Annotated in this window: 12 protein-coding genes and 1 pseudogene; 6 read left to right on the plus strand and 7 right to left on the minus strand. The window is 45.2% G+C overall.

Annotation, left to right across the window (positions count from 1 at the left end; translation table 11 throughout):
- Window positions 1–57 precede the first annotated feature (57 nt).
- From asd to pdxR, 4 genes are read left to right on the plus strand one after another with little or no spacing between them, the layout of a single operon-like run.
- Complete coding sequence (gene asd / locus PSI22_RS04745; protein WP_273578809.1) at window positions 58–981, plus strand: archaetidylserine decarboxylase; 924 nt, start codon at window positions 58–60, stop codon at window positions 979–981.
- Between the two features lie 26 nt (window positions 982–1007).
- Window positions 1008–4352, plus strand: coding sequence for a miniconductance mechanosensitive channel MscM (mscM, locus tag PSI22_RS04750; protein ID WP_273578789.1), 3345 nt, complete (start codon window positions 1008–1010; stop codon window positions 4350–4352).
- A gap of 15 nt (window positions 4353–4367) precedes the next feature.
- Window positions 4368–5570, plus strand: coding sequence for an MFS transporter (locus tag PSI22_RS04755; protein ID WP_273578810.1), 1203 nt, complete (start codon window positions 4368–4370; stop codon window positions 5568–5570).
- On the plus strand, window positions 5567–7021 hold the full coding sequence (gene pdxR / locus PSI22_RS04760) for a MocR-like pyridoxine biosynthesis transcription factor PdxR (RefSeq protein WP_273578790.1): 1455 nt from the start codon (window positions 5567–5569) through the stop codon (window positions 7019–7021). Before PSI22_RS04755 ends, pdxR begins: the two co-directional genes overlap by 4 nt.
- A 4-nt stretch (window positions 7022–7025) precedes the next feature.
- Here pdxR and PSI22_RS04765 read toward each other — a convergent pair whose 3' ends face one another.
- The 7 genes and pseudogenes from PSI22_RS04765 to recQ all read right to left on the minus strand — a co-directional run bounded on the left by PSI22_RS04765 (window position 7026) and on the right by recQ (window position 15419).
- Window positions 7026–7457, minus strand: coding sequence for a carboxymuconolactone decarboxylase family protein (locus PSI22_RS04765; protein ID WP_238125856.1), 432 nt, complete (start codon window positions 7455–7457; stop codon window positions 7026–7028).
- A gap of 276 nt (window positions 7458–7733) precedes the next feature.
- Window positions 7734–8087, minus strand: a complete 354-nt coding sequence (locus tag PSI22_RS04770; protein ID WP_273578791.1) for a DUF805 domain-containing protein — start codon at window positions 8085–8087, stop codon at window positions 7734–7736.
- A 529-nt stretch (window positions 8088–8616) separates the two neighbouring features.
- A complete protein-coding gene (locus tag PSI22_RS04775) occupies window positions 8617–9630 on the minus strand; it encodes a LacI family DNA-binding transcriptional regulator (protein ID WP_273578792.1) in 1014 nt (337 codons plus the stop codon).
- Between the two features lie 131 nt (window positions 9631–9761).
- Window positions 9762–11149 (minus strand): annotated as a pseudogene (locus PSI22_RS04780) (MFS transporter).
- Between the two features lie 583 nt (window positions 11150–11732).
- Complete coding sequence (yigL, locus tag PSI22_RS04785; RefSeq protein ID WP_273578793.1) at window positions 11733–12533, minus strand: sugar/pyridoxal phosphate phosphatase YigL; 801 nt, start codon at window positions 12531–12533, stop codon at window positions 11733–11735.
- A 21-nt stretch (window positions 12534–12554) separates the two neighbouring features.
- Entirely contained in the window at window positions 12555–13565 is a 1011-nt protein-coding gene (gene pldB, locus PSI22_RS04790) for a lysophospholipase L2 (RefSeq protein ID WP_273578794.1), read from the minus strand.
- Between the two features lie 27 nt (window positions 13566–13592).
- Complete coding sequence (recQ, locus tag PSI22_RS04795) at window positions 13593–15419, minus strand: ATP-dependent DNA helicase RecQ (RefSeq protein ID WP_273578795.1); 1827 nt, start codon at window positions 15417–15419, stop codon at window positions 13593–13595.
- Between the two features lie 333 nt (window positions 15420–15752).
- On the opposite strand from recQ, the gene PSI22_RS04800 reads away from it, so the two are divergent.
- Window positions 15753–16238 carry a thioesterase family protein gene (locus PSI22_RS04800; protein ID WP_273578796.1) on the plus strand — a complete coding sequence of 162 codons (486 nt, stop codon included), beginning with the start codon at window positions 15753–15755 and terminating at the stop codon, window positions 16236–16238.
- Window positions 16239–16595: 357 nt separating this feature from the next.
- Window positions 16596–18488, plus strand: coding sequence for a type VI secretion system Vgr family protein (locus tag PSI22_RS04805; protein ID WP_273578797.1), 1893 nt, complete (start codon window positions 16596–16598; stop codon window positions 18486–18488).
- The last annotated feature ends 28 nt before the right edge of the window (window positions 18489–18516 follow it).

Raw genomic sequence — 18516 nt, forward strand, 5'->3', positions numbered from 1 at the left:
GGTACAATAGTAGACTTTTGCCCAATTTGCCTATCAAAAATCCAAGAGGTTGATGTGCTGGATAATATTAAAATTAAATTGCAATATTTACTGCCAAAACAATGTATTACTAATTTGGCAGGCTGGTTCGCCAATAAAAAGGCGGGCTGGTTGACACAGTTTGCAATTCAATCTTTCGCCAAAGTCTATAAAGTAGATATGAATGAAGCCAAAAATTCTTCATTCACAGCTTACTCAACATTCAATGAATTTTTTGTCCGCCCATTAAAAGAAGGCATTCGTCCCATCGTCAATGAAGCTCACCAGTTGGCGCTACCAGCAGACGGAACCATCAGCCAGCTCGGGATGATCCGTGACGATCAAATTATTCAGGCCAAAGGTCACTACTATACCGTAGAAGCTCTGCTGGCCGGCCAGCATCAACTTGCTGAACAATTCCGCAATGGCCATTTCGTCACAACTTACTTATCACCCAAAGATTATCACCGTGTCCATATGCCGTGTGACAGCGTACTGAAAGAGATGATCTATGTTCCAGGCGAACTGTTCTCAGTCAATCCATTGACCGCAGCAAATGTCCCTAATCTGTTTGCACGTAATGAGCGGGTCATCTGCCTGTTTGATACAGCTTTCGGGCCAATGGTACAGATTCTGGTTGGTGCAACTATTGTCGGCAGTATCGAAACCGTCTGGACCGGCTGTGTCACACCCCCGCGTGAAGGCATCATCAAGCGTTGGGCTTACCCAGCAGCAGGTCAGGAAGGCGCGATTTCTCTCAAGAAAGGAGAAGAAATGGGGCGTTTCAAACTGGGTTCAACGGTGATCAACCTGTTTGCGCCCAATCAGATTCAATTTGCCAATAATTTATACAGCGGCTCACAAACCCTGATGGGTGACCTACTGGCACAGTCTGTTACGGCAAATGAAGAGCAGGCAGCAAATGCAGATGATGAATCTATGAACAAAGATATCATCAGCTAATTTTTATCACCAAGGAGCCCCTTATTGTGCGCCTGATTATCAGTTTACTTTTCAGCCTGTTTCTTGCGAATCCGGCTTTCGCTTCGATAGCACAGTTGGATGAAACCCAACTGAAACAAGAGCTAAAACAGGTTGGAGGCAGTAAAAATCCACAGGATGCTGAAATCGCACAGGCACTTCAAGGGGCAATAAACTGGCTTAACGATGCTAAGTCCACCGATGAACGCAGCCAGACATACCAACAGACTATTGATGATTTTCCCAAGATCATCAAAGAATTGCGTCAGAAAACTCTTACTGAAAGTGATATTGTCCCCTCAATTCCGGCCAATCAGTCTATCGGCGAGTTAGAGCAGCAGACTCTCCAGACCAGTAGCCAGTTGTTGGAGCAAGAGCGTCAGCTACAGCAGGAACAGGATAAGATCCGGGAAATCAGTGATTCAATGAACCTGTTGCCCCAACAGCAGGTTGAAGCGAGACGTCTGCTGGCGGTGGCAACTTCCCGCCTCCAATCCTTGGGTACGCCTCCGACACCGCTGACCGAAGCGCAGCTGAAACTTGCTCAGGCCGAAGTCAGTGCCCGCAAAGCGGTCACTAATGAACTGGAGATGTCACAACTTTCTGCTAATAATCGGCAGGAAATCGCCCGCATGCGGGCAGATTTATTTAAAAAACGCTATCAACGTCTGGATCTCAAACTCCAGCAATTACGCAACCAATTAAACATTCAACGCCAGCAGAAAGCAGAATCGGCCCTTGAACATACCGAAATGCTGGCGGAGCAGGCGGGCGGAAAACTACCGCAGTTTTTGCTGGATGAACTCCATCAAAACCGCCAGCTGTCACAACTGCTCAGTCAACAAACCCAACGCATGGAGGCTATTGGCTCACAGCAACGCAAAGCCGCTAACGATATTCTGCAAGTACGCCGAACACTCAATACCATCCGTGAACAAGCGGAATGGCTGAGTGATTCAACCGCACTCGGTGAAGCATTAAGAGCTCAATTAACCCGCATCCCTGATGTGCCGAAATCCCAGCAACTTGACCGAAATATTGTGGAATTGCGGGTCGAAAGACTGAAATATGAGGAAATGCAGGAGCGCTCCCAACAGGAAAATGATCAGGCATTGCCTTCGCCTCAAAACCTGACATCAGGGCAAAAGCAGGTCTATGAATCTCTTATCCGTACCAGAAAAGAGTTATTGAACTCCCTGCTTTCAGGTTATGACAATGAAATATTGGAACTCACGAAACTCAAAGTCGCAACCAACCAGTTAAATGAAGCTTTAAAAGAGATAAAGGATGCCACCCATCGATACCTGTTCTGGGTCACGGATGTCAATCCTATTTCACTAGACTATCCGTTGCTTGTCGTTCAGGATCTGACACGGCTGCTCTCTCTGGATACGTTATCTCAGTTAGGGGTCGCAATTCACGTTATGCTGACCACCAAAGATACCCTGCTCTATTTACTGGGTACGCTATTACTGGTGATTTTCAGTATCAGCTCACATCGTCAATATCATGCGTTCCTTGAGCGCTCCAGCAACCGTATTGGCAAAGTCACACAAGATCATTTCTCGCTTACCCTGCGTACCGTTTTCTGGTCTATTGTCGCTGCATTGCCCCTGCCGATACTTTGGTCAGCCATTGGTTATGGGCTGCAAAATGCATGGCAGTACCCGATGGCCACCGCGATTGGGCTCGGTGTCAGTGAGACAACGCCAGTCCTGTGGGTTTTCATGCTCAGTGCGTCATTTGCCAATCCAAATGGTCTGTTCATCTCCCACTTCCGCTGGCCTGAAGAACGCATAAAACGGGCAATGCGGTTTTATCGTCTGTCTATTTTCTTGGTTGTGCCTCTCATGATGGCGTTGATCACGTTCAATAATTACAGTGATCGCGAATTTGCCGCAACACTAGGCAGGCTGTGCTTCCTGATGCTGTGCGTTTCCCTGAGCCTGGTGACCAGCAGCTTAAAACGCGCCGGAGTACCGCTGTACATGGACAAACACGGCGCGGGCGAAAACATCATCAATTCTGTTCTGTGGTGGATACTGCTCTCTGCCCCAATCTTGGCCGCGCTCGCGTCTATACTCGGCTATCTGCAAACTTCACAGGCGCTGCTGGGGCGTTTAGAAACTTCTGTCGCCATCTGGTTCTCCCTGCTGGTTATCTACCATATTATTCGCCGTTGGATGCTGATCCAGCGGCGAAAACTCGCCTTTGAGCGAGCAAAACAACGCCGAGCGGAGATCCTGGCTCAACGCGCTAAAAGCGAAGAAGAGACGGCCAATACTAATAGCAGCGTGGAAGGCTCCATTGAAGTTGAAGAACCGGTGATCGATCTGGATGCAATCAGCGCCCGGTCTTTGGGACTGGTACGCTCGATCCTGACGATGATTGCGTTGGTTTCACTGATTCTGCTGTGGTCAGAATTACATTCTGCCTTCTCTTTCCTGGAGAATATCCGGTTGTGGGACGTCAGTACGACGGTCAACGGGGTCAATACCATCCAGCCAGTTACCATGGGGTCAGTTCTGATTGCGATCTTAGTTATCGTCATCACCACGCAGCTTGTCCGCAACTTACCCGCGTTGCTGGAACTTGCCCTGTTGCAGCATCTGGAACTCACACCGGGCACAGGTTACGCCATCACGACACTAACCAAATATAGTCTTACGTTGATTGGTGGGATTGTGGGTTTCTCGCTGATGGGTATTGAATGGTCGAAGCTTCAATGGCTGATTGCTGCAATGGGTGTGGGTCTGGGTTTTGGGTTACAGGAAATTTTTACCAATATTATCTCTGGCCTGATTATTTTGTTCGAAAAACCCATCCGGATTGGCGATACCGTGACTATCCGTAATTTGACTGGCAGCATCACGAAGATCAATACGCGGGCAACAACGCTGTCAGACTGGGACAGAAAAGAAATTATTGTTCCCAACAAGGCATTTATTACCGAGCAATTCATCAACTGGTCACTGTCTGACACGATCACCCGTATCGTCTTGACGATTCCAGTGCCGGCTGAAACTGATTCCGCAGAAGCGACTGACATATTAATGACCGCATCCAGACGGTCACCATTAATTCTTGATAACCCGATGCCAGAAGTGTATCTGGTTGATTTACAAAACGGTATTCAAATTTACGAACTGCGCGCTTACGCAGCGGAGATGGGGCATCGTATGCCCGCCCGCCATGAAGTGCATCAATATATTTTGCAGGAGTTCCACAAACACGGCATTACCCTACCATTCCCGCCATTTCAGGCACGTGTTGATATCTTTGGACAAGAAATCCGCAGTGCCACAACCAATATTTCGGGCCGCAATCCACCGCGTAAACCGGGAGAACTATAAGCTCAATTCGAGATGATGAGGCGTATACCTTTTCAGATAAGTGGATTATTGGCTTTAAATGGCGTTTCGATCTTGGGAAACGCCATTACAGACATTGCCATCCCTTGGCTAATTCTAGAAATATCAGGCAGCCCACTGCTGGTCGCAGCCGTGATGTCTGCCAAAATAGCGCCGTTGATATTATCCATTTTCTTTAGCGCACAACTGGTAGATAAATACGGAGCCTTCCGTATTTCAGTCTTATCTGATTTGGTGAACTTCCTGAGCGTCTTGCTGATCCCCGTATTTTATACAATGGATATCATGCACTTTTACCTGTTGGCCATTCTGCTTATATTCTCGACAATTTTGGATTCTCCGGGACGTTTAGCAAAAGACGTAATACTGGCGAAAGAGATTAAACAGAATAAAAGTGAACATGAGTTGATCAATGGAATCAACAGTACCATTGAAAATATTTGTGACCTTACTGGGCCTGTATTGGGTTCATTGATTATTGCCCTGTTCGGTACAATCAACGCCCTATACTTCGATACGGTCAGTTTTTTAGTGGTTGCGCTGGGGCTGATTATTCTGAAGAAACATTTTGTCACCAATATTAATGAAGTTACTGAGGTTCCTTCCCTGCCACACCACTATTTCCTTGAAGCACTCAAATACGTTAAGTCAGAAAAGGAACTGTTTTCTATTCTTATCCTGAGTTCGGTGGTGAATTTTGTCATCGCTCCATTCCTGATCGTTTATTTACCTTATGTGAATAAAGTCGAGTTTAATTCCGTCGTCAGCCTTGGTGTTTCCATGACCTGCTTTGGCTTAGGCACAACGCTTTCTTCCTTGTTGTATGGTATTTATGGCAAGCATTTTTCCAGCAACCACATCATCCTTTCTGGCTACAGCCTGCTGGTACTGTGTTTGACGTCCCTAAGCCTGCTCAGTGGGCAATATATCCTGTTTGCCCAACTGCTCGCCATCGGCTGTTGCATTGGTTTTACCGCACCTGTTGAAATCACTTTGATCCAGCGCCAAGTGCCAGAGAATCTGTTTAGCCGGATAATGACGCTGTTTTCTTCTACGCGCTTTCTTGCCGTGCCTGTTGGGTACGTCTGTTTTGGTACTCTGCTGGGATCCAGCCTTGCTAAACAAACACCGCTACTCATGGCAGCAATGGTATTGGGTGGTTTATGGGTTTATCTGGTTATGCGTGGGAGAGCGAAATGAAGACAACTCTTTTTCAAATTGACAAACTATTACAACACCATGTGTCTTTGCCCTTATACCGCCAAATATACCAGCGTTTTATTCAAGCGATTAATCAGGGCATATTGCGACCTGAACAACGTGTTCCGTCTATTCGTACGTTATCCAGTGAACTGCAAGTTTCACGCAGTACAGTGGAATCTGCCTATGCGCTATTACTGAACGAAGGCTATCTAGAGGCCAGAGGGCAAGCCGGTACGATTGTGTCCCCAAGGCTTGCAGACAGGGTATTACAGCCTCCTGAAACACTTATATCATCGTCTATCGATGTGACTAGTATATCTTTATTCGATTCTGCTTCATCCATTCATCCCTCACCTTATCAACTAGGGCTACCAGCGTTGGATCTCTTTCCCCGCAAATTATGGAACACCCTCACCGTCAAACAACTGCGTTTGCAAAGCCGGTATATGTCTTACCCGCAACCTGCGGGCTATTTGCCGTTACGAGAAGCCATTGCGGCTTATCTTCAATTATCACGTGGGGTGAGCTGCTCCCCACAGCAGATTTTTATCACCGCTGGCTATCGCGGCGCTCTCAACCTAATTGCTCACACCCTGATACAACCACGGGATCAAGTTTGGCTCGAAGATCCCTGTTTTCCTCCCAATCAACATTTTCTATCTCAAATAGGCGCTGAAATTATTCCCGTGCCAGTCGATCAAGAGGGCATGAATATTTCGGTGGCTCAAGAACTCGCCCCAAATGCACGATTTGCTCTGGTTACACCAGCACATCAAAGCCCATTAGGCGTTACACTGTCAATGGCACGAAGGCAGATGCTTTTAGCGTGGGCAGAACAGAATAATGCCTTTGTCATCGAAGATGATTATGACAGTGAATATCAATATGATGGACGCCCTTACCCTGCACTGGCCAGTTTGGGATCTAACAATGTTTTGTATATCGGCACATTCAGTAAAGTTCTGACGCCAACACTCCGGCTTGCCTATCTCGTCGTTCCTCCCCACCTGTTAACGAGATTTAATGCTGTATGCCACACTCGGCAAGATGGCTGTCCTTTATTACAACAGGCCGTCGTCACGGATTTCATGCAGGGAGGTCATTTCGCCCGTCATTTACGTAAAATGCGCACTGCCTATGCACAGCGACGCCAGATAGTCATTGAGAGTTTGAATCAAGTTTTTGATAGCCGCCTGAGGTTCGATATTCCCGCAGGTGGCCTGCATTTGCTGGCAAGACTTGCGCATTATGAAGATGATGTAGCACTGGCTCAACTCGCCAGAGAGCATGGGCTTGGCATTACCGCCTTGTCCGCACGAAGATTGAGCTCAGATTGTGGCAAGGGATTACTGTTTAGTTTTGCCAATGAAACCACCCCTGAAAATGCTTTGAAACATGCTCAATTACTGCAAAAATGTCTGCCTACTACATCAAGAACCAGTAATTAAACGATCACTGACGCATACCGATTGCAAGGCGATTCATTCCATTCATTAATGCAATCGCGAAGGTCAAATCAGCGATTTCTTTATCCGTAAAATGGTCTTTCAGTGGTAAATAGGCATAGTCATCCGCATGTGTTGTAACAACATGGGTGAGGGATTCAGCCCATTCCAGAGCCACCTTTTCACGCAGGGTAAACTGACCGCTGACACGCCACCCTGCCAGTTCAGACAAACGGCGTTCAGTTTCATGATTTTCCCGCAAGGATTGACTGTGTTTGTTCAAACAGAAAGCACAGCCATTGATTTGGGAAATACGCAAATAGACCAATTCAATCAGTGCTAGCCCCAATGGACTTTCTTCCAGCTCTTGCTTTATTGTACGGAAACCCTGTAACAGCTCTGGTGATAAATCATAATAGGCAAGGCGCAAACTACTCATGAATAAAACTCCTTATCTCATATCTTTGTGAATGTGGTAAACGATATAACAATCCATCAATTCGGATAAGGGACAAGATGAGTGTTTTTAGCCATGACAAGTTATTTGGCTTAGATAAAAAGCAGATAAACAGTCACTCATATTCAGAGAAATAATATGTCGAATTCGTAGGATAGTGATTATTTATAAAGATAAAAACCGCCGATCATAATTTTTGATCGGCGGTTTTATGAGTATGCAAAACCAACTTCTCAATTAGTGATGCACTTTTATATATTAAAGCATTCCTTTAGGATCTGCTCCAAAATCGTTATCTCCTTTGGATCCTTCCAAGCAGAAGAATACCAATAACACGATGTTTAAAATCGGAACAAAAGTCAGTAAAAACCACCAACCGGAGCGATTGGTATCATGGAGACGCCGGATCATCACTGCAAGTGAAGGAATAAAAATCACTATTGCATAAATCCCCAATAACCCAGCACCTAAAGTTTCACTGATTGCAGACCCTAAAACACAAAGAACTATAATGGCAATGTAGTTAAACAGAGTAAACATCCAATACTCTTTACGACGTGCACGCCCTGAGAAATTAGCGTAATTCTTTAAAACATTAAGATACCAGTTCATAATATCACTTATTTGAATTATATAAAAAAAGCAGACAAACTATAAAGGATGACGGATTTTATACCAAATTATATTTAAAAGTCTATAATCTACTAATCAAAATAAGAGTATTTGGTTGTTTATGACAGTATCATAAGGAAATAAATTCAGAAACTCTCCCAAATACCAAATCAGGAACACCATATACATAGATACCTCTGACACATATCAAAGTTATACATTAAGTTATCAGAGGAATAAGCCAGAATAATTCATTATTAATATCCATTTGGCAACAATTCATTTAACATACTTATTATTAATTTGGTTATTTTTGTAAAAAACAAAATCATTACAAGCAAAGATAATCCTCAATATTTACAGCTAAAACTCCCACTTTCATTTTAAAAAAAACTGATTTTTCTGTATGTCCATGGGAGTAATTCCTTTCATCCGTATTATGACAGTCAATGTCATACAACTTCCCTTTCATGAGTAATGCTCTCCACGTTCCCATCAGTACTTATGCCACTCACTTTATTAGTCAATTTTATGATTGTTCAAGCCCGCAACCACAGGATTCTCCTATCTGCAATTCAAACTCAAATTCGCGCTCCTGCGCTTTTCCATTCCATGTCCTCAAGATTTCGATAGCAGTCTGTGCCATTTTATCTATTGGCTGACGTACTGCTGTCAAAGAAGGAACATTAAACAGTGATTGCTGTGTAGCATTGAAACAAACCAAAGCGATGTCATCAGGAACAGTAAGCCCATGTTCAGCCAATGCACGCAGGCAGCCGAATGCCTGTAATTCATTGGAAGCAAACAGCGCGCGAGGACGCTTTCCCTTTAACATGCGCAGTGTCGCTTCATAACCCCCCTGACGGGTATACTCGGTAGAAAAAATCCACTCTTCGCGCACGGTTAAATTTGCCTGTTCCAAGGCATCACACCAGCCGGAAAGCCGATCCTGTGTATTGAGCATAATCCGAGGCCCACAAATAATGGCGATATCACGGTAACCATGCTGAATCAGATGTTGCGTAACCTTGAAAGCGGCAAGCCGTTCATTGACACGAATTGCACTGACATTCAGATCTGCATTAACCCAGTCCAACATGACGCATGGAGTTCCACTGGCCTGAATCAAGTCAATATAAGGATGACGATCAACACTGGTATATAACAGACCATCAATTTGACGATTCAATAAGTTATTGATCAATTCTTTTTCACGCGTCCGATTGTCCCCTGAATCGCCCGGCAGCAATACTTGTCCATGTTTGAACGCCTCCTGTTGCAACGCATAAGCAACTGAAGACAGAAAAGGGTTGGAGATGTCTGGCAGAATAAGCCCGTATGACTGTGTCGAACCAGAAACCAATGCCTTGGCAATATTGTTTGGTCGATATCCTATTTTTTTAATGGCCGCCAATACACGCTGACGCGTCGCTTCAGCAACAGGCCGTGGCCCACCATTAATCACATAACTGACAACCGCTACTGAGGTTCCGGCCTCTTTGGCGACATCACTGCGAGTCACTCGTTTCAGATGTGAATTCATGATTCTTATTTTAGTCCGCAGAGAAAATAGAGATAGGGGTAATCAAAAGAAATAAAATATCATGTCTTGGCATATAAAAAAGCGTTTGCACACTTCAATTCATGTTAATCCATATCAAAAACATGGGTGGATTAAATAGCATCTTCAAGCAAATTTAGATCCCTGCCACGCGTTTCCGGTGCAAAGAAAGTGGTGAGAAACCCAATCCCCGCCATCAATATAAAATAACATGCAATAGGCCACCAATGACCCGCAAAGGATAACAGCGCTGATGCCATCAGTGGCGCAATACCTCCCGATAAAATGGCACCCAGTTCTTTTGCAAATGCCATTTTGGTATAGCGGTTAGCCACACCAAAGAGTTCGACACCCCATGCAGCCTGAACACCAAATATTCCCAGAGAGGCCAATCCCATTCCCACAACAATAGTTGGAATGATAATGATAGGTTCTCGGCTATCCAGCAGCATAAAAGCAGGGAAGGCATACAGCATTAATAGCAGGCAGAACCAGCGATAGGTAATGCGACGGCCAAAGCGATCAGATAAGTACCCCGCCAGCGGAATGATCAGGAAACCTAGAACCGAAGCAATGAAGACGGCTATCGTGGGGACTGATTTATCCACCATCAGCACTTTTGCCACATAACCGATGATAAAACCCTGAGCCAGATAGGAAGGACCATTTTCGCCAACCCGCAAACCCACCATGATCCAGAATGCTTTTGTCCGCTTCCAGAAACGACAACGTTCACGGTCAGCTTGATACGCTTTTCCTTCAGACAGGGTCTGTAAGCGCTGTGCTTTCAATTCCGCTTGATGGCGTTCAAATACAGGAGTTTCATTCATGTGACGGCGGATAAATAGCGCAACTATCGCAATCAAGAAACTGAACAGAAATGGTATGCGCCATCCCCAGTCGAGTAAACGCTCTTTATCCATTGTCAATACCAGCAGCCAAACCAGCGATGCCAGCAATGTTCCGCTATTGGAGCCGAGGGCAATGATGGAAGAAATCAAACCACGTTTTGCCGGAGGGGCAAACTCCCCCAAAATGACAGCACCACCAGATAGCGCCGCACCTGCCCCCAAACCCTGCATAAACCGTAAAATAACTAAACAGGCAGGAGCCAAAACACCAATTTGAGCATAACTTGGAATTAGCCCAATCAGAGTTGTTGAAATTCCCATCAACATAACCGTCGTCATCATGACGATTTTGCGTCCTTTGCGATCCCCCAACCATCCAAACACAAGAGCGCCAATAGGACGGGCAACAAATCCCACTGAATAAGCCGCAAAACTGGCAAGTAAAGCGGCTGTTGGTGTCGGAAGACATCACCAAAAATAATGCCAGCCGCTAAACCATAAAGTGCGAAATCGGCATATTCCATTGTTGTACCTAGCCAGCAGGAAAAAATGGCACGCCTAAAATCTTTTCGCCCTTCTTTTGTTGTCAGGCATACCTCTGATGCATGCTGCACATACGTTCCCGCAATAATTGCATTTTCAGACGGCATACCAATATATTCCCTGAGTGTTGGAACAGTAAATGAATGATTCCAACATGATAAGTCGAAAAACTTTATCGTTATTAATTAACGTTTTTTATATCAAAATTATCTACTCGCGTAGAATACTCAAAAAAGAAAGCTAGATAATTTAATTTGCTTCATCAATATTAGTGAGAAATTAGCTTTTGTAATTAATAAAATTTAAATATGTCATAATAAAAATTATTTAATATCGATATTTAATGTCATTCACACCAAATATTTATTAAGATATGAAACTATAAATACTCAAAATAATAGTCTTATTTGTGATAAAAATCATTAAGATACATATATATTTGGATTTAAGCGCATCAAGAAATAAGAAAAAATTCAAATCATTATATTTAAAATAATAATAACATTTAAAAATAATATCTGAACAAATACTTGTCATTTATAAAAAATAAAACAAAATACTTATATAATAATAAAATAAATAATGTAATTAATCATTGTATGTAATAAAAATATCATTCCCCAAAATGGTCAGAAAAAAAACAGCACCTCATCAGGTGCTGCTCTCAATCAACATTCCAAACCATTACCATCAGACTTGATACATATTCCGCAAATAATATGAAACGGCATCATCAGCATTAGCGCCAATCACTTCCATTTCCGGCAAGATGTCTTTCAGGCGTTGGTGTGCGCCCTGCATAATGCAGCCTTTACCCGCCACAGACAACATTTCCTGATCATTCATGCCATCACCAAAGACAATGCAGTCACTCAATTGATATCCGATGGCCTGACAGACTTGTTCCAGCGCATGGCCTTTAGATACACCACCCGCCATCACTTCCAGACAATTTCTCAGTGAAAAGCTGACATTAACGCTATCTCCCCAACGCGCTTTAATCGTTTCTTCCAACTGTTCCAAATAGTCATGATCTTCACTGACGTAATAGACCTTGCACACGCCATCCGTGGGGAAGTTATCACGCGGAAAAATCTGATACTGAAAAACAGATTCCTGAAAAAACTCATTCTGTTCAGGGCTTTCACGGTTAATGAACCAATCATCATTACGGTAATAATTGGTGAGGGTATTAGGGTTATCGAACTCCATTAAGCACAAATCAAGAGCAATCTCAGGCGCCAGGTTATGGCTGAATACCAATTTTCCCTGAGTATTATGCACCCTCGCCCCGTTAGAGGTAATCATATAAGCATCAATGCCCAAACCATCGCGGATCTGCCCTACATCAATATGATGACGGCCTGTCGCAAAAATAAAGTGAATCCCTTTATTCGTCAGTAAATTCAGCGTTTCTTTGGTATACGGCGTTAATTTGTGGTCAGGAGACAATAATGTGCCATCCAAGTCTGAAGCAACAACATGATACATGGTTATAGTTCCTAAGCTAAATCAGTGCTGGTCAAAAAAATCACAAATTGCATTGAGAGCCTGCGCCCGTAATGCATCTTTTTCGAACAGGATTTCGTGATGTGCCCCTTGGATGACCAGAGGTTTTTTTTCTGCTTTTCCTGTTCTGGCTTTTTGTCGAGATTCACAAAATGCCAGTAACTCCCGATTATTAACGACCTTATCTTCACTTGCTTTTAAAACAATGAGCGGAGTCTGAATTACCCCTGCATTTTCAATCAGTTCGTCTCCCATTTGCATACTTTCACGCATCCAATGGTAAGTCGGCCCTCCGAGGCGCAATTCAGGATAATCGGCATAATAGCGTAAATAGCGCTGATAACGGGCATAACTGTGAGTTAACAGGTTGATAAGATAGGGCAACGGACGCCACTGCCCCGTTGATACCGCGTAACTGTTACGCCTTTTAGGATAAGGTTCAGCCTGATTGACCAGAAAATTTGCCAACCAGCGCGGCATCGGTAAGTTGATGCCAAACATCGGCGCACACAGAGCTACCGCACGAAAAGCAGGTTCTTGGCATACGAGTTCTTGCCGTAATAGAAAACGGCTGAGGATCGCGGCTCCCATTGAGTGAGCCAACGCATAACAACCGTGGGACTGACGCGGGGTAATTTCCAATTCAACAAATTTGGCCAAATCATCCACATAGTGATCAAATTTTTCAACGTGGCCTTTTTGGGGATCATCAAGCATTCGCCCTGAACGCCCCTGCCCACGGTGATCAATAATAAAAATGTCGTAGCCCAAGTGGTAAAAATCGTAGGCTATTTCAGGATATTTCACATAACTTTCACTGCGGCCCGGCAGGATCAACAGCGTTTTATCGTGATGGGGAGAACGGAAGGAGACATAACGAATGGGGATATCATCAACGCCCATAAATTCCCGTTCGTCTCTGGTTTTCCAGAAATCCAACAATAGTCCATTCGTAAACGCAGAGAACTGAGGTTCGCGGTTTAACCAGCTTGCTTTCAATATCTCAGGCGCCATTCATCATCCTCGGTTAATATCCTTTGGTTATTCGAACCCTTCGAAATGATCACGGATGAGCGCCATGAAAACATCGCCAAAACGCTCCAGCTTACGCTGCCCAACACCATTAATCAGCAGAAGTTCACCAGGTGTTATCGGACATTGTTCTGCCATTTCAATCAGCGTAACGTCATTGAAAACCACAAAAGGCGGAATGTTATTTTCATCCGCAATGGATTTACGCAATTTGCGCAATTTGGCAAATAATTTGCGATCATAATTGCCACTGTATGATTTGTTTTGCTGATTCCGGCTTTTCAGGCTTTGAATGCGTGGCACAGCAAGTTGTAAAGACATTTCTCCCCGTAAAACAGGCCGCGCTGCCTCTGTGAGTTGCAACGCAGAATAATTGGCAATATTTTGGCTAATCAATCCCAGATGAATGAGCTGACGCAGGATGCTCATCCAATGTTCCTGACTCTGTTCTTTACCAATACCATAAATGGGCAACCTGTCATGGCCAAAATCACGAATGCGCTGGTTATTTGCGCCACGCAATACTTCTACAATATAGCCAATACCAAAACGTTGTCCAACGCGGTAGATACAGGAAAGCGCTTTTTGCGCATCCATCAGACCATCGTAACGTTTTGGTGGATCAAGGCAAATATCGCAGTTGCCGCATGATGTCTGCTGGCTTTCACCAAAATAGTTGAGTAGTACCAGCCGACGGCAAGTCTGGGCTTCCGCAAATGCGCCCATGGCATTCAATTTGTGCCGTTCAATGTCCTGTTGCTCACCTGTCGGTTTTTCTTCCAGACAACGACGCAGCCATGCCATATCCGCCGGATCGTAAAACAGTATCGCTTCAGCCGGTAGGCCGTCTCTCCCCGCCCTGCCAGTTTCCTGATAATAGGATTCGATATTGCGCGGAATATCGAAATGCACCACAAAACGCACGTTAGGTTTGTTGATCCCCATACCAAAAGCGACGGTTGCCACAACGACCTGCAAATCGTCACGCTGGAAAGCGTCCTGCACCCACGCCCGTTGATTGTTATCCAGCCCAGCATGGTAAGGTGCGACACTCAGCCCCCGCTTTTGCAGGCGTTCGGCAGTTTCTTCCACTTTGGTTCGACTGTTGCAGTAAATGATCCCACTTTTTCCCTGCTGACCACGCACAAATGACCATAGTTGATCGAGAGGTTTATATTTCTCAACCAATGTGTAACGGATGTTGGGGCGATCAAAACTGCTAAGGTGGATAAGCGGATCGTGCAGTTCCAGCAGGCGAGTAATGTCCTGACGGGTCGTGTTGTCCGCCGTTGCCGTCAGTGCAATAAATGGAAGTTCAGGAAAGCGTCGGCGAAGTTGCCCCAGCGCGCGATATTCTGGCCGGAAGTCATGCCCCCATTGAGAAATACAGTGTGCTTCATCAACAGCCAACAGCACAGGGTGCCAATCATGCAGTTGATCGAGAAAATTATCCGTCACCAGCCGCTCAGGTGCGATATAGAGAAGCTTGATGCTTCCTTGACGGCAGCGTTGAATGATATCAATCTGCTGCTCACGGTTTTGGGTTGAGTTCAAACATTCCGCTTCTACGCCGTTTGCCCTCAGTTGATCAACCTGATCTTTCATCAGCGAGATCAATGGCGAAACCACTAACGTCAGCCCATGGTTGATCAAGGCAGGAATCTGGTAACACAGTGACTTACCGCCACCGGTTGGCATGACTACCAGACAATCACGCCCATCGAGAACAGCATCAATAACCTGCTGCTGTCCGGGACGAAATTGCTGATACCCGAATGTTTTTCGTAATACTTGTTCAGCCAGCGATGCCGTGCTGATGGCTTCTACGGTAGACACGCCTTCCCTCAATCATTTAAAAAACAGGCAGTAAAAAAATACAGACGCGATTCAGGCGCCTGTACATATTATGCTATCTCACTGTTGAAACAATGACAGCATATCATTCAGCATGGCGCCGATGCCAAAACTGTTCCAGAACAAAAAAGTCACCTGTTTATTCTACACACTGAATAGTGATTTTCTGTAGTAAGTTTTCCTTCAATAAATTGTTTTTCGAGGTGCTTCGCAAACTGGTAAGATGAGTTATAAAAGCATAAACTTAACAACTTATTAACCATAAAGTTCTGTTCAATATCAGCTTATTGACTTTTTAACATCAGGAAATCCGACATGGAAACAATACAGCGATCAACTCAACCATTAACACAGGAAGAAGCCCGTAAGATTATTGGTGATTTATTTGTTTATCACATGCCATTCAACCAATTGCTGGGGTTCGAATTACTCCGCTTTGATCACGACTATGCAGAAATTCAATTTCGCAATCAAGATAAGCTGGTCGGCAATATGGCCCAGAAAATCCTGCACGGTGGTGTGATTGCCTCAATATTGGATGTAGCCGGTGGCCTGATTTGCGCAGGTAACGCTCTGACTGCAATGGAAACCATCACGATTGCAGAGATGGAAAAACGCCTTCCGACCATCGGTACTATTGATTTGCGTATTGATTACCTGCGTCCGGGACGCGGTGAAGTGTTCATCGCCAGCAGCAATATCGTCCGTAGTGGCAACAAAGTGTCCGTTGCCAGAATTGAGCTGCACAATGAGCGGCAGGTGCATATCGCCAGCGCAATGGCAACGTATTTGGTTGGGTGATACTTTATTGATTTCCAAGTGCCGTAATAGGGGAATGTGCCATAAAACACATTCCTTTTTTTACAGGATAAGTACGCCAATCATTGAATGCCCCCTATTTTCAAACCCACCTTTTGTTTTTAATTAGTTGATTTATATTAATTATTAAGTGATTCCAATCACACCTTTCTGATCACTTTTCATACGATCAAGGGAGTTGCGATATCCTTCTGTTCATTATTCGAACGATAAAGACCTCTTATCGCTTTTGATGTTCTCGCATTAAACATTTCCTGCCCCCCACGGCCTGAAAGTAGATCAGGACAGCAATTATCGAAATATCGTACCGAGCACAGCGTTAAGTAAGGAAGAAAAATCATGTCACTGAAAAAGAACATCATCGCCCCAAAAAAGAACCGTATCAGCCAGCAAACCGGCAGCAAGCCCTCCAGCGGTCTTCTGTTCACCCTGACAGCGGGTAGCCTGCCGCCACAAACTTTTGTTGTCGCTGATTTCGCACTAACGGAAGGTTTTTCACAGCCCTTCCAGCTAGACATTGGGCTGGCAAGCGCTAATCCCGCTATTAATTTTTCCGCCGTACTCGACCACACCGCTACGCTAACCATTTTGCAGGAGGGAATCGAGCAACGCAGCATCAGTGGCATGGTGTCCAGCTTTGAACAGGGTAACACCGGATTGCATCAGACCACCTACCAGATGAGCATTCGCCCTGATCTGTGGCGCGCAACACTACGCCAAAACTCACGCATCTTCCAACAGCTGGATATCGTCACCATTATCACCACCATTTTAAAAGAACATGGCATTCGTGATGTGGTATTTAGCCTGCGTCAACCACATCCAGCACGTGAGTTCTGTGTGCAATATCAGGAAAGCGACTTTACTTTCCTCCAGCGTTTGACCGCAGAGGAAGGTATTTTCTACTTTTTTGAGTGTAGCAATGGGCGTAACACTCTGGTGTTTGCTGATGATGCAGGTTCAGTGCCGCCAGGTATCGAACTTCCTTACCAGCCCAGTGAAAACAGCCCTACAGGAGAGATTTCCGTCAGCAGCCTGACAAACCGTGCGCAAGTTAAGCCAGCGCAGGTACAACTTAAGGATTACACCTTCAAGAATCCGGCTTGGGCGGCAGAATTCAGCCAGCAAATGAAAGAAGACAATATCCAGAAGCTCTATTACGAGCATTACGACTATCCCGGACGCTTCAAAGATGAACAGCATGGTGCCGCTTTTACCCGTTACCGCCTCGAAGCACTACGCAATGATGCACTGACAGGTCAAGGTAACGGCTATGCCATCGCCATACAACCGGGACGTCTGTTTACCTTGACCAATCACCCACGTGCAGAATGGAATCAACCGTGGCAGGTTATTTCCGCCAGCCATACCGGCTATCAGCCACAAGCTTTAAAGCAGGAAACAGGGAGTAGCGGCACCACACTGCACAGTCAATTTAGTTTTATCCGCCAGACCCAGACTTGGCGACCTTCTCCACTGCCTAAACCGGTAGTGGACGGGCCACAAATCGCGAAGGTCGTCGGCCCGGCTGGGGAAGAAATTTTCTGTGACCAGTACGGTCGTGTCCGCCTCCAGTTTCCATGGGATCGCTATGGCCGCAGTGATGATCAAAGCTCTTGTTGGATACGCGTCGCACATCCGTGGGCGGGACAAGGCTGGGGAATGCTCGCCATTCCCCGTGTCGGCCAAGAGGTTGTGGTTGATTTCTTACATGGTGATCCAGACCAGCCTATCGTCATTGGCAGAACCTACCACGCCAGCAATATCCCACCGGGGAGGCTGCCCGGCAGCAAGACTCAGATGGCCTTCCGTTCCAAGACTCATAAGGGAGAGGGCTATAACGAAATGCTGTTTGAGGATGCGAAAGGAAGTGAGCAGCTTTCCCTCCACGCCCAAAAAGATATGAATACCACCGTACTGAATGACCGTACCACACGGGTAAAGCACGACCACACCGAAAGCATCGGCAACAATCAGGTGATATCCGTGCGTAAAGATCGCACTAAGGAAGTTACCGGCGAGGAAATCAGCACCATCCACGGCAACCGACAGGTTACGGTGGAGAAAGATAGCCAACTCAGTGCTAAAAACAACATTTCTATCACGTCCGTCAACGGTGGTATCAAAATTAGCACAGCAGGTGCCAGCATCACACTGGATAAAGAAGGCAACATCCAAATTGCAGGCAAAAATGTGGTCATCAATGGACAAGAGATGGTCAAGGTGAACTAAGCCATGATGAAACAAAACAGACCTTCAC

Origin of the sequence: Xenorhabdus aichiensis, from assembly GCF_028598775.1 — a bacterium.
In the GTDB taxonomy this organism is placed as follows: domain Bacteria; phylum Pseudomonadota; class Gammaproteobacteria; order Enterobacterales; family Enterobacteriaceae; genus Xenorhabdus; species Xenorhabdus bovienii.

What these genes read in the sequence shown, in the direction of transcription:
- yigL (WP_273578793.1), bottom strand. Translation starts at nt 12,533, where the DNA reads ATGTATCATGTTGTTGCTTCAGACTTGGATGGCACATTATTGTCTCCT.
- PSI22_RS04755 (WP_273578810.1), top strand. Translation starts at nt 4,368, where the DNA reads ATGAGGCGTATACCTTTTCAGATAAGTGGATTATTGGCTTTAAATGGC.
- PSI22_RS04770 (WP_273578791.1), bottom strand. Translation starts at nt 8,087, where the DNA reads ATGAACTGGTATCTTAATGTTTTAAAGAATTACGCTAATTTCTCAGGG.
- pldB (WP_273578794.1), bottom strand. Translation starts at nt 13,565, where the DNA reads ATGGCGCCTGAGATATTGAAAGCAAGCTGGTTAAACCGCGAACCTCAG.
- PSI22_RS04800 (WP_273578796.1), top strand. Translation starts at nt 15,753, where the DNA reads ATGGAAACAATACAGCGATCAACTCAACCATTAACACAGGAAGAAGCC.
- pdxR (WP_273578790.1), top strand. Translation starts at nt 5,567, where the DNA reads ATGAAGACAACTCTTTTTCAAATTGACAAACTATTACAACACCATGTG.
- PSI22_RS04765 (WP_238125856.1), bottom strand. Translation starts at nt 7,457, where the DNA reads ATGAGTAGTTTGCGCCTTGCCTATTATGATTTATCACCAGAGCTGTTA.
- PSI22_RS04775 (WP_273578792.1), bottom strand. Translation starts at nt 9,630, where the DNA reads ATGAATTCACATCTGAAACGAGTGACTCGCAGTGATGTCGCCAAAGAG.
- PSI22_RS04805 (WP_273578797.1), top strand. Translation starts at nt 16,596, where the DNA reads ATGTCACTGAAAAAGAACATCATCGCCCCAAAAAAGAACCGTATCAGC.